General features: G+C 62.5%; 21 protein-coding genes. 13 read left to right on the plus strand and 8 right to left on the minus strand.

The genetic code is table 11. From position 1 onward, the window contains the following. Positions 1-12: 12 nt before the first annotated feature. Complete coding sequence (locus JQK88_RS19375; protein ID WP_192258326.1) at positions 13-165, minus strand: histidine kinase; 153 nt, start codon at positions 163-165, stop codon at positions 13-15. A 215-nt stretch (positions 166-380) separates the two neighbouring features. Here JQK88_RS19375 and JQK88_RS19380 point away from each other — a divergent pair, with 215 nt between their 5' ends. The 3 genes from JQK88_RS19380 to JQK88_RS19390 are packed head-to-tail and all read left to right on the plus strand — an operon-like array spanning position 381 to position 3,014. Continuing rightward, positions 381-992, plus strand: coding sequence for a shikimate kinase (locus tag JQK88_RS19380; RefSeq protein ID WP_203279132.1), 612 nt, complete (start codon positions 381-383; stop codon positions 990-992). After that, complete coding sequence (gene aroB, locus JQK88_RS19385; protein ID WP_203279133.1) at positions 989-2,119, plus strand: 3-dehydroquinate synthase; 1,131 nt, start codon at positions 989-991, stop codon at positions 2,117-2,119. Before JQK88_RS19380 ends, aroB begins: the two co-directional genes overlap by 4 nt. A gap of 1 nt (position 2,120) precedes the next feature. Beyond that, on the plus strand, positions 2,121-3,014 hold the full coding sequence (locus tag JQK88_RS19390; RefSeq protein WP_192258323.1) for an HlyC/CorC family transporter: 894 nt from the start codon (positions 2,121-2,123) through the stop codon (positions 3,012-3,014). Positions 3,015-3,029: 15 nt separating this feature from the next. On the opposite strand, the gene JQK88_RS19395 is transcribed toward JQK88_RS19390, so the two are convergent. The 3 genes from JQK88_RS19395 to JQK88_RS19405 are packed head-to-tail and all read right to left on the minus strand — an operon-like array spanning position 3,030 to position 7,865. Continuing rightward, entirely contained in the window at positions 3,030-4,574 is a 1,545-nt protein-coding gene (locus tag JQK88_RS19395; protein WP_112562198.1) for a SpoVR family protein, read from the minus strand. An 11-nt stretch (positions 4,575-4,585) separates the two neighbouring features. After that, a complete protein-coding gene (locus tag JQK88_RS19400; protein WP_203279134.1) occupies positions 4,586-5,896 on the minus strand; it encodes a YeaH/YhbH family protein in 1,311 nt (436 codons plus the stop codon). 19 nt (positions 5,897-5,915) lie between these two features. Continuing rightward, the gene (locus tag JQK88_RS19405) at positions 5,916-7,865 is read right to left on the minus strand and encodes a PrkA family serine protein kinase (protein ID WP_112562200.1); all 1,950 of its coding nucleotides are present in this window, start codon (positions 7,863-7,865) and stop codon (positions 5,916-5,918) included. A gap of 290 nt (positions 7,866-8,155) precedes the next feature. Between JQK88_RS19405 and JQK88_RS19410 the strand changes: the two genes are divergently transcribed. Both JQK88_RS19410 and JQK88_RS19415 read left to right on the plus strand, forming a co-directional pair. After that, positions 8,156-8,962 carry an alpha/beta hydrolase gene (locus JQK88_RS19410; RefSeq protein WP_203279135.1) on the plus strand — a complete coding sequence of 269 codons (807 nt, stop codon included), beginning with the start codon at positions 8,156-8,158 and terminating at the stop codon, positions 8,960-8,962. Positions 8,963-9,086: 124 nt separating this feature from the next. Next, positions 9,087-10,640, plus strand: coding sequence for an acetolactate synthase large subunit (locus JQK88_RS19415; RefSeq protein ID WP_203279136.1), 1,554 nt, complete (start codon positions 9,087-9,089; stop codon positions 10,638-10,640). Between the two features lie 5 nt (positions 10,641-10,645). On the opposite strand, the gene JQK88_RS19420 is transcribed toward JQK88_RS19415, so the two are convergent. Further along, entirely contained in the window at positions 10,646-10,948 is a 303-nt protein-coding gene (locus tag JQK88_RS19420) for a BolA family protein (RefSeq protein ID WP_192258319.1), read from the minus strand. Positions 10,949-11,116: 168 nt separating this feature from the next. Here JQK88_RS19420 and JQK88_RS19425 point away from each other — a divergent pair, with 168 nt between their 5' ends. From JQK88_RS19425 to JQK88_RS19455, 7 genes are all read left to right on the plus strand, one after another. Further along, positions 11,117-11,746 (plus strand): J domain-containing protein, encoded by a 630-nt coding sequence (locus JQK88_RS19425; RefSeq protein WP_112562202.1) that lies wholly within the window; start codon positions 11,117-11,119, stop codon positions 11,744-11,746. 123 nt (positions 11,747-11,869) lie between these two features. Further along, complete coding sequence (gene cobS, locus JQK88_RS19430; RefSeq protein WP_112393311.1) at positions 11,870-12,856, plus strand: cobaltochelatase subunit CobS; 987 nt, start codon at positions 11,870-11,872, stop codon at positions 12,854-12,856. 75 nt (positions 12,857-12,931) lie between these two features. Next, a complete protein-coding gene (locus JQK88_RS19435) occupies positions 12,932-13,318 on the plus strand; it encodes a hypothetical protein (RefSeq protein WP_246749925.1) in 387 nt (128 codons plus the stop codon). A 9-nt stretch (positions 13,319-13,327) separates the two neighbouring features. Next, positions 13,328-15,226 (plus strand): cobaltochelatase subunit CobT, encoded by a 1,899-nt coding sequence (cobT, locus tag JQK88_RS19440; protein ID WP_203279138.1) that lies wholly within the window; start codon positions 13,328-13,330, stop codon positions 15,224-15,226. Next, entirely contained in the window at positions 15,223-16,245 is a 1,023-nt protein-coding gene (locus tag JQK88_RS19445) for an esterase-like activity of phytase family protein (RefSeq protein WP_203279139.1), read from the plus strand. The genes cobT and JQK88_RS19445 overlap by 4 nt, the downstream gene beginning before the upstream one ends. Before the next feature lie 244 nt (positions 16,246-16,489). Further along, a complete protein-coding gene (locus JQK88_RS19450) occupies positions 16,490-16,861 on the plus strand; it encodes an ArsR/SmtB family transcription factor (protein ID WP_203279140.1) in 372 nt (123 codons plus the stop codon). Further along, complete coding sequence (locus tag JQK88_RS19455) at positions 16,858-17,334, plus strand: SRPBCC family protein (protein WP_203279141.1); 477 nt, start codon at positions 16,858-16,860, stop codon at positions 17,332-17,334. Before JQK88_RS19450 ends, JQK88_RS19455 begins: the two co-directional genes overlap by 4 nt. Before the next feature lie 57 nt (positions 17,335-17,391). Here the strand turns inward: JQK88_RS19455 and JQK88_RS19460 are convergent, their stop codons facing one another. The 3 genes from JQK88_RS19460 to rpmB form a co-directional block, all read right to left on the minus strand. Then, positions 17,392-18,066 (minus strand): spermidine synthase, encoded by a 675-nt coding sequence (locus JQK88_RS19460; protein ID WP_203279142.1) that lies wholly within the window; start codon positions 18,064-18,066, stop codon positions 17,392-17,394. Between the two features lie 3 nt (positions 18,067-18,069). Further along, positions 18,070-18,750, minus strand: a complete 681-nt coding sequence (locus JQK88_RS19465; RefSeq protein WP_203279143.1) for a queuosine precursor transporter — start codon at positions 18,748-18,750, stop codon at positions 18,070-18,072. Between the two features lie 122 nt (positions 18,751-18,872). Next, positions 18,873-19,169 (minus strand): 50S ribosomal protein L28, encoded by a 297-nt coding sequence (gene rpmB, locus JQK88_RS19470; RefSeq protein WP_023670682.1) that lies wholly within the window; start codon positions 19,167-19,169, stop codon positions 18,873-18,875. 261 nt (positions 19,170-19,430) lie between these two features. Between rpmB and JQK88_RS19475 the strand changes: the two genes are divergently transcribed. Further along, positions 19,431-20,231 carry a DUF3108 domain-containing protein gene (locus tag JQK88_RS19475; RefSeq protein WP_203279144.1) on the plus strand — a complete coding sequence of 267 codons (801 nt, stop codon included), beginning with the start codon at positions 19,431-19,433 and terminating at the stop codon, positions 20,229-20,231. Positions 20,232-20,251 lie beyond the last annotated feature (20 nt).

Consider the following 20,251-nt stretch of genomic DNA (forward strand, 5'->3'; position numbering starts at 1 on the left):
AGTTTCTTCGGGTCAGTTTTTCTTGGGGTTCAGCTTTTCCGGCGGAATGCGCACGGTGATTTCCGCCTTTTTCGGCTCGACGAACATCGCCAGCGCCACCATCATACCATAGGCAATGCCGGCAAGAATCATCATCGTCACGACAAAGCGGAACAGTGTCGGCATCAATTTTCGCCCGTCTTCTTGTTCTGCGATTCCAAACCCTGTGCCCTTATGGGACGCCAATCCGGCCAATTCAAGGACGAAGGGTTTTGCCTAACGCAGGTCGATGCGGGAAAACCACTGCACTTTCCGAGGCCTGCTCAGGGCGCGATGCTTGACGCAAACCGGCTTTTGATGTCGATACGCCGGCAAAGACGGCTTAGAAACAGCATGGTCTCATGAACGCGTTACCAGCTAATCCTCCTGGCGAGAGCCATGCCGCGCTGCTCGACAGGCTGGGCAGTCGTTCGATTGTCTTTGTCGGCCTGATGGGCGCCGGCAAGACAGCGATCGGCCGCAAGGTAGCGGCCATGCTGTCGCTGCCGTTCATCGACAGCGACCAGGAGATCGAAAGCGTGTCGCGCATGACCGTGCCGGAGCTGTTCGAACGCTATGGCGAGACCGAATTCCGGGCGCTCGAGCAGCGCGTCATCCTGCGCCTCCTGGAAAACGGCCCGCAGGTGCTGTCGACCGGCGGCGGCGCCTTCATGAATGCGCAGACGCGCGACGCGATCGCGTCGCATGGTGTCTCGGTGTGGCTGAAGGCCGAGCTCGATCTGTTGATGGAGCGCGTCTCCAAGAAGCAGAACCGGCCCTTGCTCAAAAACCCCGATCCGCGCGCCGTGCTCGAGCGATTGATGGGCGAACGATATCCGGTCTATGCGACCTCCGACGTCACCGTGGCGACACGCGACGACCGCAAGGAGGTCATTGCGACCGAGGTCGTCGACGCATTGTGCGGGCATTTCGGCATTCCGGCCACCACGGCGCCGGACGAGGTGAGGTCATGAGCGAGCCGGTCACTGTCGAGGTCGGCCTTGGCGAGCGCGCCTATGACATCCTGATCGGCCCCGGCCTTCTGGCGCGCGCCGGCGCCGAGATATCGCGCCGCCTGCCCGGCACGAGGGCGGCGGTGGTCACCGACGAAAATGTCGCGGCGACACATCTCGACGCGCTGAAGGCCGGTCTGGAAACAGGCGGCATCCAGCCTGCTGTCATCACCTTGCCGGCCGGCGAAAAGACCAAGAGCTTTGCCCATCTCGAAGAGGTGGTCGACGGCGTGCTGGCCGCCAGACTGGAGCGTGGCGATGTCGTCATCGCGCTCGGCGGCGGGGTCATCGGCGACCTCACCGGCTTTGCCTCCGGGATCGTGCGCCGCGGCATGAATTTCGTCCAGATTCCGACGTCGCTCTTGGCGCAGGTCGATTCCTCCGTCGGCGGCAAGACCGGCATCAACAGCCCGCGCGGCAAGAATCTGGTTGGCGTCTTCCACCAGCCGAAGCTGGTGCTGGCCGACACCGAGGTGCTCGACACGCTGCCGATCCGCGAATTCCGCGCCGGCTATGCCGAGCTCGCCAAATACGGGCTGATCGACCGGCCAGCGTTTTTCGCCTGGCTGGAAGAGAACTGGACAAACGTATTCGCCGGCGGTGCGGAGCGGGCCGAGGCGATTGCCGAAGCCTGCCGCGCCAAGGCCGATGTCGTTGCCCGCGACGAGTTCGAAACCGGCGACCGCGCGCTGCTCAATCTTGGGCACACATTCGGCCATGCGCTGGAAGGGGCAACACAGTATGACGGCGCCCGTCTCGTCCACGGCGAAGGCGTCGCCATCGGTATGGCGCTGGCGCATCGCTTTTCCGCACGGCTCAACCTGGCCAGTCCGGACGACGCGGCAAGGGTCGAGGCGCATCTGCGCGCCGTCGGCCTGCCTTGGCGCATGTCCGACATCCCTGGCGAACTGCCCGACGCCGAGGCGCTGCTTGGCTTCATCACCCAGGACAAGAAAGTGTCGCGCGGCGCGTTGACCTTCATCCTGACGCGCGGCATCGGCCAGGCTTTTATCGCCAAGGATGTGCCGGCGTCCGAAGTGCTGTCGTTCCTCAGGGAAAACCATCCGGCCAACGGGAAAGCCGGCTGAGATGGACACCGGCTGGATCGTTGTCGCCGTCCTCGCCATCCTCATCCTGTTTTTCATTGCCGTGCGCACGCGCCTGCTTGCCATGTTCGGCTATGAGCTGTCACGCATCGAGCCGCAGCGCTCCACCCAGGATGAGTTGCGCGGTGCGGTCGACGATTTCCGCCGTGACGGCCAGATGGTGCGCGAGGACCGCGACCGTGTCGGCGGCCTGTTCGACCTTGACGAGCTCGAAGTCTCCGACATCATGGTCCACCGCACCAATATGCGCTCGGTCAATGCCGACAATGCGCCGGAAGCGGTGGTGCGCGAGATCCTGCAGAGCCCGCACACTCGCATGCCGCTGTGGAAGGGCTCGCTCGACAACATTGTCGGTGTGCTGCACGCCAAGGACCTGCTGAGATCGCTGAACGAGGTCGGCAACGACTTTACCAAGATCGACGTGATGAAGATCGCGTCCAAGCCGTGGTTCGTGCCCGACACCACGACCTTGCAGGAACAGCTCAACGCCTTCCTGCGTGCCAAGGCGCATTTCGCCATCGTCGTCGACGAGTATGGCGAGGTCGAAGGTCTGGTGACACTGGAGGACATCATCGAGGAGATCGTCGGCGAGATCGCCGACGAGCACGATGTCGACATCCAGGGTGTGAAGCAGGAGGCCGACGGCTCCGTCGTCGTCGACGGCACGGTGCCGATCAGGGATCTCAACCGGGCGCTCGACTGGAACCTGCCGGATGAGGAAGCCACCACCATTGCCGGGCTGGTCATCCACGAGACGCAGTCGATCCCCGAGGAAAAGCAGGCCTTTACCTTCCACGGCAAGCGCTTCGTGGTGATGAAGCGCGACAAGAACCGGATCGCCAAGATCAGGATCCGGCCCGCGGGGGAAGTTAGCTAAGTTCGGCCGTGGATATCACAATTCCCTAGTCGAGCGCTGGCTTAGCGTCGCGCCGGTTTCAGCATCGATCGCAGCCAAGCTGACATCATAACCCCAGAGGCTTCGGATATGGCGAAGCGTCGCGTCACGGCTCTTGCCGTCGAGCATGATGCCGTTCTTGACATTGTGCTGCAGCCGCAGATGCCGGTCGCCCAGCAGATCGACGTCGACGACCTGGATGTCGGGACGGCTGGCGCCGATATCGTAGCTTTGCGCGAGCGCCGACCGTATCCTGGCATAGCCGCGCTCATTGTGGATCGAGGCCACCTCATAGTGTGGCTCGTCGGCACCGTCGGCGAGCACGAAGAGCCGCCATTTGCGGATCAGCGTCGGGCTTAGATATTGGCGGATGAAGGATTCGTCGCGGTGGTTTGCCCAGGCGTCGAGCAAGGTGTCGCGCCAGTCGCCGCGGCCGGCGATGTCGGGAAACCAGTCGCGGTCCTCGGCGGTCGGCGCGGTCGAGATGCGCTGGATGTCCTGCATCATGTCGAGACCCAGCGCATAGGGATTGATGCCGGAAAAGCGCGGGTCGTCATAGGCCGGCTGGAAGATGACGTTGGAGTGGTTGCGCAGGATCTCCAGCATGGCGCCTTCGTTGATGCGGCCGCGATCGAACAGCGTGTTCATGAGCGTGTAATGCACGAAGGTGGCGCAGCCTTCGTTCATCACCTGGGTTTGCCGCTGCGGGTAGAAATATTGAGCGACGACACGCACGATCCTGACGATCTCGCGCTGCCAGGGCTCGAGGACGAGGCTGTTCTTCTCGAGGAAATAGAGCAGGTTTTCCTCCGGCAGATTGAGCGATTTCTTCCGCTCGGCAAGGATTTCGTCCCCTGCTTCCGGCTTGCTCTTGCCCTGCGAGGGCGGCAGTGTCCGCCACAGATCGTTGAAGGAGCGCTCCTCGTATTCGAGACGTTCGCGCAGTCCCTCGCGCTGTTGCTCCGACGACAGTTTCGGCGGCCGGCGGTAACGGAACACACCTTGCTCCATCAGCGCATGCGCGGAATCCAGGATCGCCTCCACGGCGGCCATGCCATGCCGTTCCTCGCACCGGGCTATGTAGCTCTTGGCGAAGTCCAGATAGCTCAGGATGCCGCCGGCATCCGTCCATTGCCGGAAGAGATGATTGTTCTTGAAGAAATGGTTGTGCCCGAGCGCGGCATGCGCGGTCACCAAGGCCTGCAGGGCCATGGTGTTTTCTTCCATGAGGTAGACGATGCAGGGGTTGGAGTTGATGACGATCTCGTAGGCCAAACCCCGCGCGCCCTTGCGGTAGAGAAGCTCGTCGTGGAGAAAACGTTTGCCGAACGACCAGTGCCGGTACATCAGCGGCATGCCGATCGACGAATAGGCGTCGAGCATCTGCTGCGAGGAAATGATCTCCATCTGCACCGGATAGATGTCGAGGCGAAGCTCTTCGCGGCCGATCGCTTCGATCTCGTCATAGACCCGGGACAGTTTGTTGAAATCCCAGTCGGACCCGGAAAACAGCAGTTCGGACTTGCGCGCCTGGCTGACCATTGCCGAAGCCCTCAAGCGCTCTTGCGCAGGTCGGGCTGCCTGGCAAACAGCTCGCGGAAGACCGGGTATATGTCGGCCGGCGCGGCAATGCGCCTCATCTGGAAGTTCGGCCATTTGCCGTCGACGGCGTTGTAGGCGCGCCAAAGCGACGTGCCGTTCTCGGTCGAGCCGAAAATGTGGCTTTCCCGTTCGTCGATGATCTCCACATAGGCGAAATACTGGCAAAGCCGCATGAGCTTGCGGTCGAGCAGTTCTATGCAGCGCTCGGAGTCGGTGGCGAAATTGTCGCCGTCGGAGGCCTGGGCGGCATAGATGTTCCATTCGGACGCCGGATAGCGCTCTTCGATGATGCGATGCATCTCCTCGAGCGCCGTGGAAACGATGGTGCCGCCGCTCTGGGTGTGGTGAAAGAAGGTGTGCTCGTCCACTTCCTGGGCTTCATGGGTGTGGCGAATGAAAACGAGTTCCGTCCGCTCATAACGCCGCGTCAGGAACAGATGCAGCAGCACGAAGAAGCGTTTGGCCAGATCCTTCTCGCGCTCGCCCATCGATCCGGAGACGTCCATCAGGCAGAACATGACGGCGCTGGCATTCGGCCGCGGCTGAGGGTCGAAGCGATTGAAGCGAATGTCGACCGGATCGACATAGGCGATCCGCCTGCGCCGGCGCTCCAGCCGATCGAGCTCTTCGCGCAGAGCCTCGATGCGTTCGCCTGTCTTTGCCCCCGGCGGCCTGGATTCCAGCTCGGCGATCTGCTGGGCGATGGCGTCCACGTCGGCCTGCTTTGGACGCCTGAGCGCGATGCGGCGCCCGTGGCTGTTGCGCATCGTGCGCCCGACATTGATGTTGGTCGGCGCGCCGCTTGCCGCGAAGCCCGCCCGCCTCGGCTTGAAGCTGAGTATCTGCTTGAGGCTGAGCTTGACCAGATCCGGCAGCTCGAGGTCCTCGAAGAAGAGGTCGAGCACTTCCTCGCGCGACAGCACGAAGCGGAAGTCGTCCTCGGATTCCGTGGTCCCCGGAGCCGAGCCGTAGCCTCCGCCGCCGCCAGGCTTGTCGATAAGATCGCCAGGGTTGAACGTCCGGTTGCCGGGCAGGATGTGCTGGCGCCGGCCGCTGTCCTTGTCGTCGCCGAAGGTCGGTTCACCGGTGCCCTTGCGCGGAATCGGCACGGCGTGCTCGCGATCGAGCTCGGCGATGCCGCCGGCGCGGACCTTGTCGCGGATGCTGCGCTTGAGCTCTTCGCGGGCGCGCCTGAGGAAGCGCTGGCGATTCCCAAGGCTTTTGTCCTTCGGGTTCAGGCGGCGGTCGATGAAGATCGGCATGGAACCGTCCCGGCTTTGCTCAACCCGCTTTGTTCACGCGCATGTACCAGTCGACCAACCGGCGCACCTGCCGCTGGGTATAGCCGCGTTCCACCATCCGCTGCACGAATTCGTTGTGCCGCTTCTCCGTGACGCTGTCCTGCTTGGAGCCGAAGCTGATCACCGGCAGCAGGTCCTCGACCTGGCCGAACATGCGCTTCTCGATGACCTCGCGAAGCTTTTCGTAGCTCGTCCAGGACGGATTGCGGCCATGGTTGCGCGCCCGGGCGCGCAAGGTGAATTTGACCACTTCGTTGCGGAAGTCCTTGGGATTGGCGATGCCGGCCGGCTTCTCGACCTGCGACAACTCCTTGTCCAGGACCTCACGGTTGAGAATCTGCCCGGTGTCGGGGTCCTTGTAGTCCTGATCCTCGATCCAGGCATCGGCATAGGCGATATAGCGGTCGAAAAGGTTCTGACCGTACTCGCTGTAGGATTCCAGATAGGCTTTCTGGATCTCGTGACCGATGAACTCGGCATAGCGGGCCGCGAGTTCCGACTTGATGAATTCGAGATAGGCGGCTTCCGTTTGCTTCGGGAATTGCTCGCGCTTGATCGCCTCCTCGAGGATGTACATCAGGTGCACGGGGTCGGCCGCCACCTCCTTGGTGTCGTAATTGAACGTCTGCGACAGGATCTTGAAGGCGAAGCGCGTGCTGACCCCGGTCATGCCCTCGTCGACGCCGGCGGCGTCGCGATATTCCTGGACCGACTTGGCTTTCGGATCGACCTCCTTGAGGTTCTCGCCGTCATAGGCGCGCATCTTGGTGTAGAGCGACGAGTTCTCGTGTTCGGCAAGACGGGTCGAGACGGTGAAGCGGCTGAGAATGTCCAGCACTTCCGGGGCGCAGGGGCTGCTTGCCAGTTCGCTTTCGCGCAGCAGCTTCTCGTAGATTTGCCTTTCCTCGGTGATGCGCAGGCAATAGGGAACCTTGACCACGAGGATGCGGTCGAGGAAGGCCTCGTTGTTCTTGTTGTTCTTGAACTGCTGCCATTCCGATTCGTTGGAATGGGCAACGACGATGCCCTGATAGGGGAAGGCGCCGAAATTCTCGGTGCCGTTGTAGCTGCCTTCCTGGGTTGCCGTCAGCAATGGGTGCAGCACCTTGATGGGCGCCTTGAACATCTCGACGAATTCGAGCAGCCCTTGCGTGGTCCGGTTGAGGCCGCCGCTGTATGAATAGGCGTCAGGATCCGATTGGCTGAAATTCTCCAACTGCCTGATGTCGACCTTGCCGACCAGCGCCGAGACGTCCTGATTGTTCTCGTCGCCGGGCTCGGTCTTGGCGATGGCGACCTGCCGCAGCCGCGACGGCATCAGCTTGACGACGCTGAATTTGGAGATGTCGCCCGACAGTTCGTCGAGGCGCTTGGCCGCCCAGGGCGAAATCAGTCCGTTCAGGCGGCGGCGGGCGATGCCGTATTTATCCTCCAGCAGATCGCCCATGCGGTCGGGATGGAAAAGGCCGAGCGGCGATTCGAAGACGGGGCTGATCTTGTTGCCGACCTTCAGCGTGTAGATCGGGCGCTCCTCCATCAGCTTCTTCAGCCGTTCAGCCAGCGAGGATTTGCCGCCGCCGACCGGACCGAGGAGATAGAGGATCTGCTTGCGCTCCTCGAGCCCCTGCGAGGCGTAGCGGAAATATCCGGCGATGCGCTCGATCGTATCCTCCATTCCGTAGAAATCGGAAAAGGAGGGATAGACCTTGACGGTGCGGTTGGAGAAAATGCGACCGAGCCGCTCGTCCTTGCTGGTGTCGATCAGGTTCGGTTCGCCGATGGCCTCGACCATACGCTCTGGCGCCGAGGCATACATGGATTTGTCCTCGCGGCAGGCAAGCAGATATTGCTGGAGACTGATCTCTTCCTGGGCCGCGTTGGAATAAATCTCCGAAAACAGGTCGAAGACGTCTGATTGATTCTCGCGCATGATGCTTCGCCTCGGAGCCGACCGGCAGCCAATCGGCTCATCGCTCCATCAACTGCCGGAAAGCAGTGTGGTTCCCTTCTCCTGAAGGGACAGTGCACCGCACTCCGACATTGGCCTTCGGGGATGCCCGATTCGGCCGAAAATGCTCGCCTAATAAGATACGTGGTGATTGCTGGCGGAGCGTCAAGGAGAGGATTTGTTTTCGCACCGAAAGTTGTCATTTTTGGTTCGTAGGTGAGGTGCGTGGCGAGCGTCCGCGCGCTGTCGCCTAAACTTGGCCGGAGATGACGATGATCGATCGACGCAGCTTCATCGCGGCATCCATCGCAGCGATGCTGGCTGCCGGTGGAACGGCAGCTAAGCCGCTGCGCCAGCCGCAACCGCAGACGTTCGACTATGGACCGGCCAAGCTCGACGTGTACGCGCCGGCCGGCGCGAAGAACCTGCCGGTGGTGTTTTTCGTCCATGGCGGCGCCTGGCGGTTCGGCAAGCGCAGCCAGGTCGGCGCCAAGCCGGGTTTCCTGCTCGCCAATGGCTTCTGCTTCGTCTCCATCGACTATCGCATGCTGCCGGAGGCCGATGTAGCCACCCAGGCTAGTGACGTGGAACAAGCCTATGCCTATGTCAGGGCCAACATCGCCCGGCATGGCGGCGATCCGGACCGCATCGTCGGCATGGGCCATTCGGCCGGCTGCCATCTGATCGCGCTGACCGGCATGCGCGGCGGACTGCCCGGCGTCGCCGCGCTGATCCTCGACGACACCAGGGCCTATGATCTTGCCGCGCTATCCAGGAATGGCGGCATGGTTCGGGCCTATGCGCGTGTCTTCTCCGACCCGGCACAATGGGCGGCTCTGTCGCCGGCGAGCTATGTCGACGGGCGCAAGCATCCGCCGACCTTCATCGCCTATTCGCGCGCCGATGGCCGCGAAGAGCAATCGACGGCCTTTGCCAAGCGCCTGCGCGCCACCGGCACGGCGGTGACGCTGTTCGACGGTAGCGCATACACGCATATGTCGATCAACCATGACTTTGGCGAGGACGGCGATGCGTTGACGGCCGCAACGCTGGCGTTCTTGAAATCGACGGTCGCCTGATCGCCCAACCCGAGCCGTCCTGGATCAGACCAAAAGCGCCGGCGGGATATTGCCGTGCCGGCACTTGCAGGTGCTATTGCACTCTTCGATCGTGTGCTTTGTGCCGCCAACCGGAGAGAATTTCATGAATGGCGCCGACCTGCTGTGTGACGTGCTTCTGGCCAATGACGTCACGGTCTGTTTCGCCAATCCCGGCACGTCGGAAATGCATTTCGTTGCCGCACTCGACCGCAAGCCTGAGATGCGGTGCGTGCTCGGCCTTTTCGAAGGCGTGGTGACGGGTGCAGCCGACGGCTATGCGCGCATGACCGATCGCCCGGCGGCTACGCTGCTGCATACCGGGCCGGGCCTGGCCAATGGACTGGCCAATATGCACAACGCAAGGCGTGCGCGCAGCCCGATGATCAACATTGTCGGCGACCACGCCTCCTACCATCTGCCGCTCGATGCGCCGCTGACCAGCGACATAGAAGGCCTGGCGGCGCCGATGTCGAATTGGGTCGGCCGCGTCAAAGGCCCGGCCGATATCGTGCCTGCCGCGGAGGCCGCTTTCCGCGCCTCGTTGACCCCACCTGGTGTTACGACGCTGATCCTGCCGGCGGACGCCGCCTGGGGCGAGGTCGACGCAATTTCACCTGGCAAGGTCAGGCTGGCGCCGTTGCCCGCTGTCGACATGGCGGCTGTGCGCAAGGTCGCCGAAGCAATCCGCGCCGAGCCGGGCCGTGTCGGCATGGTGGTGCGCGGGCAGGCGGCGCGGGCCGATGCGCTTGAAATCGCAGGTCGAATCGCGGCGACCGGCGATGTCCGCCTGTTCAGCGAGGTTCTGATCGCCCGCATGCAGCGCGGCCGCGGGCGATTCGCGCCGACGCGCATTCCCTATCCGGTCGATGCGGCGACAACGACCCTCCGGGATATCGACGTGCTGGTGCTGGTCGGGGCGAAGGAGCCGGTGGCGTTCTTTGCCTATCCTGGCAAGCCGGGACGGCTGGTCCGAGACGATTGCCAGGTGCTCTCGCTGGCGGCGCATGGCGAGGATCTGAAGGCGGCGCTGGAGGCGTTGGCCGGCGAGCTCGGCATCAAGCTGACGCAGCAGTTCACCGCTGCAACGGCCTTTCCAGACGAGCCGACGCCAAACGGCAGACTGACGGACGATGCAATCGCACTGTCGGTTGCGCGCAAGCTCCCCGCCAATGCCATCGTCTGTGACGAAGCGGTCACCTCGGCCAGGCGATTCTTTGCGCTGTCGGCATATGCGGCCCCGCACGACTACATGATGGGCACGGGCGGATCGATCGGCGGCGGCATTCCGATGGCAACCGGGGCGGCGATCGCCTGTCCGGACCGCAAGGTGATCAATCTCGAGGCCGACGGCAGTGGCATGTACACGGTGCAGGGACTGTGGACGCAGGCGAGGGAAAAGCTCGACGTGGTCACAATCGTGTTTTCCAACCGGACCTACGCCATTCTGCATGGCGAGATGACGAATGTCGGTGTCAATTCGATCGGCGAGAACGCCAGGCGTATGCTCGATCTCGACCATCCCGCGCTGGACTGGGTTGCACTGGCCAATGGCATGGGTATCGAGGCGGCCCGCGCCGATACGTGCGAACGCTTCGACGCGCTGCTCGACAGCGCGGTGTCGCGACCCGGACCGTTTCTGATCGAAGCGGTGATCTGAAGCGCTTACCAGCGGGTCTTTTCGCCTGGGGCTGCCGGTTCGATGGCCAGCGCATGGACGCCGGCCTTCAGCTCCGCCGCCAGCAGTTCGTTGACGGCGCGGTGGCGGTCGATGCGGCTCATGCCGGCAAAGACGGGCGAGACGATGCGGACACGGAAATGCGTCTCGCCGGTGCCGTCATAGGCGCCGTGATGGTCGGAGCCGTGGTGATGGTGGCCGGCATGGAGATGACTTTCATTGACGATAACCAGCCGCTCCGGCGAAAATGCCTTGTTCAGCTTGTCTTCCATGGTCGCCTGTATGGACATCGCCGTTTCCCTTCACCATATCTGCAAGGCGTGGTCGGGAAATCGGGATCGATCTCGCCGGGCCGCCTCAAAAATCACCATTCGCCCTGCTTTATGCCGCGATTCAGCGGTTAGGGCGATCATCGCGGAAATGTCAATTCTTGTTTCGCACGTGCGAACAGCCCATAAATGGGTGAGATGAAATCGTACCCCAAATATTTCGAGAAGATTCGGATCCGTCCCGAAAAGGACGCGGAGCTGAAGTCGCGCTCGCCAATCTGCCAGTGGGACGGCTGCAAGGAGGCCGGCACCCATCGCGCGCCGGTCGGTCGCATGAAGGAGGGCGAGTATTTTCAGTTCTGCTTCGACCACGTGCGCGAATACAACAAGGGTTTCAATTACTTCTCCGGCGTGCCGGATACCGAGATCGCCCGCTTCCAGAAGGAGGCGATGACCGGCCACCGGCCGACATGGAAGATGGGCCTCGCCGGCGCTTCGACGCGCTCCTCCCCCGATATGGCGCAGATGCGCTCCGGCCGCGCCGGCTATTACAACCGTATGCGCGACCCGTTCGACCTGTTCAAAGGCCCGAAAGACCCGCGCGAGGCGCGCGAACGCAAGGCCAAGCCGCTTGAGGCCAAGGCGCTGGAAACGCTTGGCCTTGATACAAAGGCGACTGGCAAGGACATCAAGGCGCGCTATAAGGAACTTGTGAAGCGCCACCATCCGGATGCGAATGGCGGCGACAGAGGTTCGGAAGACCGGTTCCGCGATGTGCTGCAGGCCTATCGCGTGCTCAAGCAGGCGGGTTTGTGCTGAGCGACCCAACGGTTCGTGTCGCTTTCCAACTTTCATAAGGGTGGAAAAGGCTCTAAGACCGCCCCCGGACAAAATCGATTGCCGGCGAAATCAGTCTTTTCGCCCGTGGAGACGTGGATAGAGATGAACAAGGTCGATCGCGACATCGCCAATTTGCCGGACACGACGGTGTCGGTGAAGGAAAAATTCGGCTTCGAGTCCAAGATGGTGGTGCCGGCCTATTCGGTAACCAGCGAGCATGTGCCGGACATCGATCCGGACTATCTGTTCGACAAGGCGACGACGCTGGCGATCCTTGCCGGCTTTGCCTACAACCGCCGCGTCATGGTGTCTGGCTATCACGGCACCGGCAAGTCGACCCACATCGAACAGGTCGCCGCCCGCCTCAACTGGCCTTGCGTGCGCGTCAACCTCGACAGCCATGTCAGCCGTATCGACCTCGTCGGCAAGGACGCCATCGTCGTCAAGGACGGCTTGCAGATCACCGAATTCCGCGACGGAATCCTGCCCTGGGCCTACCAGCACAATGTCGCGCTGTGCTTCGACGAGTATGATGCCGGACGTCCCGACGTGATGTTCGTCATCCAGCGCGTGCTGGAATCGTCGGGCCGCCTGACGCTGCTCGACCAGAGCCGCGTCATCCGTCCGCATCCGGCCTTCCGGCTGTTTTCGACCGCCAACACGGTTGGCCTTGGCGACACCACCGGCCTCTATCACGGCACGCAGCAGATCAACCAGGCGCAGATGGACCGCTGGTCGATCGTCACCACACTGAACTATCTGCCGCACGACAATGAGGTGAACATCGTGCTGGCCAAGGCCAAGCACTATCGCGACGGCAAGGGCAAGGACATCGTCAACAAGATGGTACGCGTCGCCGACATGACGCGCTCGGCCTTCATCAATGGCGATCTGTCGACGGTGATGAGCCCGCGTACCGTCATCACCTGGGCCGAAAATGCCGAAATCTTCGGCAATATCGGCATGGCGTTCCGGCTGACCTTCCTCAACAAATGCGACGAGCTCGAACGTTCGGTGGTTGCCGAGTTCTACCAGCGCGCCTTTGGCGAGGATCTGCCTGAGAGCGCCGCCAACGTGGTGCTGGGGTAACATCGCTCCATGGGAACCGGTCGGACGTTCCTGTGGGGCTTCTCAATCCTCTGCTTTGGTCTCTCTCAGGCAGCTATGGCCCAGAACGAACCCTTCAAACCTGGGCAGACCTGGACCTATCACGGTGCGACGCCAATATCGTCGCGGGTGATCATAGGCGCAGTCGACAATCTGAAAGGGGAAGATCAACCGATCGTGTCGATTTCAGTTACCGATGCGCCGATGCCGAATGACGGAAAGCCGCTGCAAACAGTTCCCCACCTCCCTTTAGCAGCTGACGTGCTTAGGAAGAGTGTGGTTGAGCTTGAGGGGATTAGACCAGTTCCCGACGGCTTCGGCCATGGATACAGTCTGTGGAGACAGGCATATGACAGTGGCAGGGGTGGCTACTTTACAATCCCGGTGCAAGAGATTGTCGGCATTCTGCGCACTCAGCTCACCCAGCAGCCGGCTGCGAAATAGAGATAGATAATGGCGGGTCCGGGCGACAACACGCGCAACAAGTCGAAAACGGGCTCTGAAGCCGACAGCTTCAAGCGCGCTGTGACCGTCTGCATGCGCGCCATTGCCGGCGACAAGGAGCTTGAGGTTGGCTTCGCCAAGGACCGGCCCGCCCTTGCCGGCAGCCGCGCCCGGTTGCCGGAACTGCCGAAGAAAGCGTCGAAAGAGGACATCGCGATTACCCGCGGTCTCGGTGATTCCATGGCCCTGAAGCGCGCCTGCCACGATCAGCGCATCCACACCAAGCTGGCGCCGGAAGGCAAACTGGCGCGCTCGATCTATGACGCCGTCGAGCAGGCCCGGGTCGAAGCGATCGGCAGCCGCGCCATGCTGGGCGTCGCCGACAATATCGGCTCGATGCTGGAGGACAAATACGCCAAGGCCAATCTCGTCGACGTCAAGGACAAGGCCGACGCGCCGATCGAGGAGGCGCTTGCGCTCATGGTGCGCGAGAAGCTGACCGGACGGCCGATTCCGAAGAGCGGCGAGCGGCTGGTCGAACTCTGGCGGCCCTGGGTCGAGGAGAAGGCCAAGGCCGATCTCGACGGACTGTCAGCCAAGCTCGGCGACCAGCAGGCCTTCGCCCGCGTCGTGCGCGATATGCTTGCGTCCATGGAGATGGCCGAGGAACTCGGCGACGACCAGGAGACCGAAGACTCCGAGGACAATGACGAGAACCAGCCGCAAGGCGAGGAGCAAAGCGAGGAGGGCGGCGAAGACGATTCCGGCTCCGAGCAGTCGCAGTCCGAGGATGCTGAAGCGTCGGCGGACGACGAACAGTCCTCCGAGACGGAGGCGTCAGACGCCACCGCCGACGATTTGTCCGACGATGACGACGCGGACGCCGAAACGCCGGGCGAAGCGCGCCGCAACGACAATCCCTTCACCAATCTGCCGAAGGAAATCGACTACAAGGTCTTTACCACCGCCTTCGACGAGACGGTCGGTGCGGAAGAGCTGTGCGAGGAGGAAGAACTCGACCGGCTGCGCGCCTTCCTCGACAAGCAACTGGCCAATCTCTCCGGCGTCGTCGGCCGGCTCGCCAACCGGCTGCAGCGGCGCCTGATGGCGCAGCAGAACCGCTCCTGGGATTTCGACCTCGAGGAAGGCTATCTCGACCCGGCGCGCCTGGTGCGTGTCGTCATCGACCCGATGCAGCCGCTGTCGTTCAAGCAGGAGCGCGATACCAAATTCCGCGACACGGTGGTGACGCTGGTGCTCGACAATTCGGGCTCGATGCGCGGCCGGCCGATCACCGTTGCCGCGACCTGCGCCGACATTCTGGCGCGCACGCTGGAGCGCTGCGGCGTCTCGGTCGAGATTCTCGGCTTCACCACAAGGGCGTGGAAAGGCGGCCAGGCGCGCGAGAAGTGGCTGAAGGACGGCAAGCCGCCAAATCCCGGCCGGCTCAACGATCTGCGCCACATCATCTACAAATCTGCCGACCATCCGTGGCGGCGGGCCAGGCGCAATCTCGGCCTGATGATGCGCGAGGGCCTGCTCAAGGAAAACATCGACGGCGAGGCGTTGCTGTGGGCGCACAACCGGCTGATCGCCCGGCCCGAACAGCGCAAGATCCTGATGATGATCTCGGACGGCGCGCCGGTCGACGATTCGACGCTGTCGGTCAATCCGGGCAATTATCTCGAGCGCCATCTGCGCGCCGTCATCGAGCTGATCGAGACACGCTCGCCGGTCGAGCTTTTGGCCATCGGCATCGGTCATGACGTCACCCGCTATTACCGGCGCGCCGTCACCATTGTCGATGCCGAGGAACTGGCCGGCGCCATGACCGAGCAGCTGGCCTCGCTGTTTGCCGAGGAAAACGCGCGCGACACGCGCCGCGGCGGCTATCGGCGCGCCGGATGATCTCCTTGCGCGGTGGCTTCAGGCAGACGCTCTTCGCCGCCACTGCCTTGTTTTGCATGGCTCTGCCGGCATTTGCTGCGGGACGTACTCCGGTCGAGTCGGTCGAAGTCTCGGCACGCCCGATCAGCGCCTTCCATATAGGCGGCGCCGACAAACAGTTCGGTCCGCTGGAGTTCGTCGGCGGTCTTGAGATGACCTCGACGACGCGCGATTTCGGAGCGCTGTCGGCGTTTCGCTTCCTCAAACCTGGCGGCGATTTCATCGGCGTCGCCGATACAGGCTTCTGGTTTTTCGGCACCATAGCCCACGACGCCGACAAGCGGCCGTCCGGTATCCAGAATTTCCGCATGCAGCAGATGGTCGATGCCTCGGGCCGGCCGATCGACAAGAAATGGCAGGTCGACGCCGAAGGCCTGGCGGTCAAGGATGGCATCGCTACCGTCGGCTTCGAGCGCGACCAGCGCGTCGCCCAGTTCAAGATCGACCCCGACAATATGAAGGCGCCGTTCAAGCAGCTGAATTTCCTGGTTCCAGCCCGGGAACTCAGGCAGAACCGCGGCTTCGAGACCGTCACCCACGCCAATCCCTACGGCCAGCACGAGGGCGGGTTGGTCGTGGTTTCGGAAAAGAGCCTGGACAAGGCCGGCAACATCTATGCCGCCATCATCGAAGGGCCGCACAAGGGCGTCTTTACCGTCAAGCGCAATGGTGATTTCGATATCACCGACGGCGCCTTCCTGCCGGACGGCGACCTTCTGCTCTTGGAGCGCAGTTTCTCGATGGCTGGCGGGGTGAAGATGCGGCTCAGACGCATCTATGGCGAAAGCGTCGAGAAGGGCGCTGTCGCCGACGGACCGGTGCTGATGGAAGCCGATATGGGCTATCAGATCGACAATATGGAAGGGCTCGACGTCTGGACCCGCGACGACGGTGCGGTGATGGTGTCGCTGATCTCGGACGACAACCACTCGATCCTGCAGCGCAACCTCTATCTGGAATTCATCCTGCACCAGGATTGAGCCGACCGGATTTCTGCTTTCCGTCTGCAACCATGCACGGTTTGGCAACGCCGAATCTGCAAACTGCCGTGTAATCCCGTGCCGCGTCAGTTGCGATCCGGATGGCTGCGCGCCTTACGCTTGCCTTTCCGTTTGTCCCGCCGTTTCCAATCCCTGCCTGGCTTGAGCAGGCTGATCATGCCGCTTTTGTGAAAATACTTTAGTCACGACTTGACAATTTTTCGACATAGTAATACTCAAGTCCATGCTTGACTATTCCGAGATCGACAGCATCCTGCGGGCTCTTGTCGAGCCCACCCGCCGCCAGATCCTGGAAAGGCTGACCCGCGGACCGGCGACCGTCAGCCAACTGGCGGAGCCGTTCGGCATGACCTTTGCCGCAGTGCTGCAGCATCTGCAGGCGCTGGAAGCCTGCGGGCTGATCCGCAGTGAAAAGATCGGGCGGGTGCGCACCTGCCGGATCGAACCGGGCGGGCTCGCTCCGCTCGCCGACTGGATCGCGGAACGCCGCATACCGGCGGAACGCCACCTTGACCGCCTTGGCCAGATCCTCGCCGAGACAGACCCCAAAGACCAATCCCCCAAGAAGAACCAGGACAAGGATCAGAAGCAATGAACCAGACCGCCCCCGTAGACGACCACTCCGTCATCCACTCCACTTTCACCATCGAGCGCACCTATCCGCAGTCACCGGCCAAGGTCTTTCATGCTTTTGCCGACAAGGCGACGGTGCGGCGCTGGCGCGTCGACGGCCACGGCTTCACCATCGCTGAATTCAGCTTCGACTTCCGAGTCGGCGGCGCCGAGGTGTCTCGGTTCAGCTACCAGGGCGGCCCGGAGATCAGGCTCGACGCACAGTTTCAGGACATCGTTCCGGACAGGCGCATTGTGTTCTCCTACCGGATGGCAATCGGGCCGCAGCCAATGTCTGCGTCGCTGACCACCGTCGAGCTGTCGCCATCCGGCGAGGGCACTCGCCTGACTTTCACCGAACAGGGCGTGTTCTTCGATGGTGTCGATTCGGCGCAGGGCCGCGAAGAGGGCACGCGCGGCCTTTTGGAGGCTCTTGCCGCCGAACTGTCGAGATAGCTTCCATCCGCAGCGTGCGGATCCAAGCGATCTCCCGCCTGTTCTCACAGGCGGCCGCTAGAGCCGGTTGGTTGCGATCCAGATGACGTGGCGCGCGCCGCGCTTGCTATTGGCGCGCGTGTTTACCTCGTCCACGGCAAAACCCGCTTGCTTGAGCCGGCGCGTGAAGCCGCTGTCCGGCCCTTGCGACCATACCGCCAGCACACCGCCGGGCTTGAGCGCGGAGCGAGCGGCGGCGAGGCCGGCGGTGCCGTAGAGGGCGTCATTGCCCTTGTAGACGATGCCTTCGGGACCATTGTCGACGTCGAGCAGGATGGCGTCCCAGGCCGCCTTGTCGGATCTTATGATGTGTCCGACATCGGCCTCGCGGACGCTTACACGGGGATCGTCGAGACAGCCGGCAAACAGCGCTGCCAAAGGGCCGCGCGCCCACGCAATGACCGCCGGGACAAGCTCGGCGACTGTGATGCCTGCGTCGGCGCCAAGTTCGGCAAGCGCTGCGCGCAGCGTAAAGCCCATGCCGAGGCCGCCGATCAGGATTTTCGGTCGGCTGTGTCCGGCAATCCTGTCGCAGGACAGTTTTGCCAGCTCTTCCTCGGAACCGCTGAGGCGGCTGTTCATCAGCTCGTTGGTGCCGAGCATGATCGAAAATTCAGTTCCGCGCTGCTTGAGGCGCAATTCCTGGCCGCCGTCCGGCGTTTTGGCCGAGTCGAGCTGGACCCAGGGGATCACAACCTAGACCGCTACGGCCGGCTGGCTCCAGCGAGCGGCGAGCAGCCGGTAGGGAATCAGCGCCACCACGGCGATGATCAGCTTCACCGAGAGGTCGCCGAGCGCCCAGGATACCCAGCGCATGGTCTCGACCGGCAGCACGCCCATCAGCGGCGCCGTCTCCAGCGCAAAGCCGTCGTTCGGGCCGGCAACGGCGAACGCGGCCGAAAAGGCGACGCTGAAGAACACCAGCGTGTCGAACACCGAGCCGACCAGCGTGCCGACGATCGGCGCGCGCCACCAGCTCTGCCGGCGCAGCCGGTTGAACACGGTCACATCAAGCAATTGCGCGCACAGGAAGGCCGCACCGGAAGCCGCTGCAATGCGCACCAGCCGGTCGGCTGCGGTCTCGAATTCGATTAGCCCGTGGCGAAACAGGAAGGGCGGGACGAGGATCGAGCAGATCACCGCGGTCATGAAGCCGACAAAGACGATGCGGCGCGCCACGGTCGGGCCGTAGCGGCGGTTGGCAAGGTCGGTGACCAGGAAGGAGAAGGGGTAGGTGAAGGCGCCCCAGGTCAGGATGTCGGCCAGCGACAGGCCGCCGACCTGGCCCTGCATCGGGAACTGCACGAGAATGTTCGATGCCACGACGACAAGCGCCATGGCGGCCACAAAGGGCAGATATCGCGAGAAGGAAGTCATTTTTTTATCCTGGGTAATGGAACCAGCCAGGCGCTATCCGAAATGCGGATCGCGCTGCCTTGCAAGTTTTGAGCATCGGATCGCTCCGATGCTCAAGGCGGTCGTCCCCCGCCTTAAAGTCTTCAAGCGGCGGGCTGGTCGGCCAGCTTCTTGGCGATCTGCTTCTTCAAGAGGCGCGCACGCTGCGACAATTCCTTGGCGTCGGCCTTGGCCAGGAAGGCATCGAGGCCACCGCGATGCTCGACCGAACGCAGCGCGTTGGCCGAAATGCGCAGGCGCACATTCTGGTTCAGCGCTTCCGAAATCAGCGTCACATTGACGAGGTTCGGCAGGAAGCGGCGCTTGGTCTTGTTGTTGGCGTGGCTCACATTGTTGCCGGTCTGGACTGCCTTGGCAGTGAGTTCGCAGGTACGGGACATGGTTCTAACCTTCAGTTCTTTCTAGGCCTGCCAAACCATTTTCGCCCGCGCCGGGCGGCGCGCGGTTTTAGTCAGGCGGCCTTATGGAAAAGTTGGCGTTCCATAGTTGCATTTCGCCGAGGCGTCAAGCTCCGGCTTCCCTCGGGATGCGGCGGTCCTTTCATATAAAGGCCGAAATTCAGCCTATAAGCGGTCGCATAGGGACATGCCAGGCCGGAGTTGCCCATCTGCGGCTTGAAAATTCAAGGAACGATCCCCGCCATGCTTCGTCCGTCACATGCCGTTGTCGCCGTGCTTGCCGCTGCCTTGCCGACGTCAGCCCTCGCCGCCGCACCGGCAACTGCCCCGCAGTCCTTCAAGGGCGAATACACGGTGTCGTTCCTCGGCCTTTCGGTGGCCAAGGCGAAATTTAACAGCCACTACGAAGGCGATAGCTATTCCATCGACGGCACCGTCTCCAGCGCCGGTATCGCCACTTTGTTCGACGATACGAGCGGCACGATCTCGTCAAAGGGCAAGATCCTGGGCAAGCAGATGCAGCCGCAGGCGTTTCGCGCCGACTACAAGTCCGGCAAGAAGGCTTCCGTGGTCGATATCCGCTTTGCCAATGGCGCGGTTACCGCCACTCAGGTCATCCCCGAACCGAAAAAGCGCAATCCCAAGACCTGGATACCGCTGGGTGGCAACGATCTGACATCGGTGCTCGACCCGATGGCCGCCACCGTCATCCATGCCGATAGTCTCGACAAGGTCTGCGGGCGCAAGGTGAAGTTCTATGATGGCGAGATGCGCGCCGACCTGACGCTGACCTATGCCTCGAAAGGCTCGATCTCGGTCAAGGGCTACAAGGGCGACACCGTGACCTGCAAGATGAGCTTCGAGCCGGTGGCGGGCTACCGAAAGGGCCGCAAGGCGCTGAATTACCTGAAGAACAAGAGCAAGATGATGGTGACGTTTGCACCGCTCGGCCAAACCGGCGTATATGCGCCGATCCACGCCACGGTCGGGACGCAGATAGGCACCTTGACCGTCAGCGCGGGGCGGTTCGAAGCAACAGAATAGGCGCCTGGCGCGCCGCCGGA

The sequence above is a fragment of the Mesorhizobium caraganae genome, from assembly GCF_016836705.1.
Classification (GTDB): Bacteria; Pseudomonadota; Alphaproteobacteria; order Rhizobiales; family Rhizobiaceae; genus Mesorhizobium; species Mesorhizobium caraganae.

What these genes read in the sequence shown, in the direction of transcription:
- JQK88_RS19375 (WP_192258326.1), bottom strand. Translation starts at nt 165, where the DNA reads ATGCCGACACTGTTCCGCTTTGTCGTGACGATGATGATTCTTGCCGGC.
- JQK88_RS19380 (WP_203279132.1), top strand. Translation starts at nt 381, where the DNA reads ATGAACGCGTTACCAGCTAATCCTCCTGGCGAGAGCCATGCCGCGCTG.
- aroB (WP_203279133.1), top strand. Translation starts at nt 989, where the DNA reads ATGAGCGAGCCGGTCACTGTCGAGGTCGGCCTTGGCGAGCGCGCCTAT.
- JQK88_RS19390 (WP_192258323.1), top strand. Translation starts at nt 2,121, where the DNA reads ATGGACACCGGCTGGATCGTTGTCGCCGTCCTCGCCATCCTCATCCTG.
- JQK88_RS19395 (WP_112562198.1), bottom strand. Translation starts at nt 4,574, where the DNA reads ATGGTCAGCCAGGCGCGCAAGTCCGAACTGCTGTTTTCCGGGTCCGAC.
- JQK88_RS19400 (WP_203279134.1), bottom strand. Translation starts at nt 5,896, where the DNA reads ATGCCGATCTTCATCGACCGCCGCCTGAACCCGAAGGACAAAAGCCTT.
- JQK88_RS19405 (WP_112562200.1), bottom strand. Translation starts at nt 7,865, where the DNA reads ATGCGCGAGAATCAATCAGACGTCTTCGACCTGTTTTCGGAGATTTAT.
- JQK88_RS19410 (WP_203279135.1), top strand. Translation starts at nt 8,156, where the DNA reads ATGATCGATCGACGCAGCTTCATCGCGGCATCCATCGCAGCGATGCTG.
- JQK88_RS19415 (WP_203279136.1), top strand. Translation starts at nt 9,087, where the DNA reads ATGAATGGCGCCGACCTGCTGTGTGACGTGCTTCTGGCCAATGACGTC.
- JQK88_RS19420 (WP_192258319.1), bottom strand. Translation starts at nt 10,948, where the DNA reads ATGTCCATACAGGCGACCATGGAAGACAAGCTGAACAAGGCATTTTCG.
- JQK88_RS19425 (WP_112562202.1), top strand. Translation starts at nt 11,117, where the DNA reads ATGGGTGAGATGAAATCGTACCCCAAATATTTCGAGAAGATTCGGATC.
- cobS (WP_112393311.1), top strand. Translation starts at nt 11,870, where the DNA reads ATGAACAAGGTCGATCGCGACATCGCCAATTTGCCGGACACGACGGTG.
- JQK88_RS19435 (WP_246749925.1), top strand. Translation starts at nt 12,932, where the DNA reads ATGGCCCAGAACGAACCCTTCAAACCTGGGCAGACCTGGACCTATCAC.
- cobT (WP_203279138.1), top strand. Translation starts at nt 13,328, where the DNA reads ATGGCGGGTCCGGGCGACAACACGCGCAACAAGTCGAAAACGGGCTCT.
- JQK88_RS19445 (WP_203279139.1), top strand. Translation starts at nt 15,223, where the DNA reads ATGATCTCCTTGCGCGGTGGCTTCAGGCAGACGCTCTTCGCCGCCACT.
- JQK88_RS19450 (WP_203279140.1), top strand. Translation starts at nt 16,490, where the DNA reads ATGCTTGACTATTCCGAGATCGACAGCATCCTGCGGGCTCTTGTCGAG.
- JQK88_RS19455 (WP_203279141.1), top strand. Translation starts at nt 16,858, where the DNA reads ATGAACCAGACCGCCCCCGTAGACGACCACTCCGTCATCCACTCCACT.
- JQK88_RS19465 (WP_203279143.1), bottom strand. Translation starts at nt 18,750, where the DNA reads ATGACTTCCTTCTCGCGATATCTGCCCTTTGTGGCCGCCATGGCGCTT.
- rpmB (WP_023670682.1), bottom strand. Translation starts at nt 19,169, where the DNA reads ATGTCCCGTACCTGCGAACTCACTGCCAAGGCAGTCCAGACCGGCAAC.
- JQK88_RS19475 (WP_203279144.1), top strand. Translation starts at nt 19,431, where the DNA reads ATGCTTCGTCCGTCACATGCCGTTGTCGCCGTGCTTGCCGCTGCCTTG.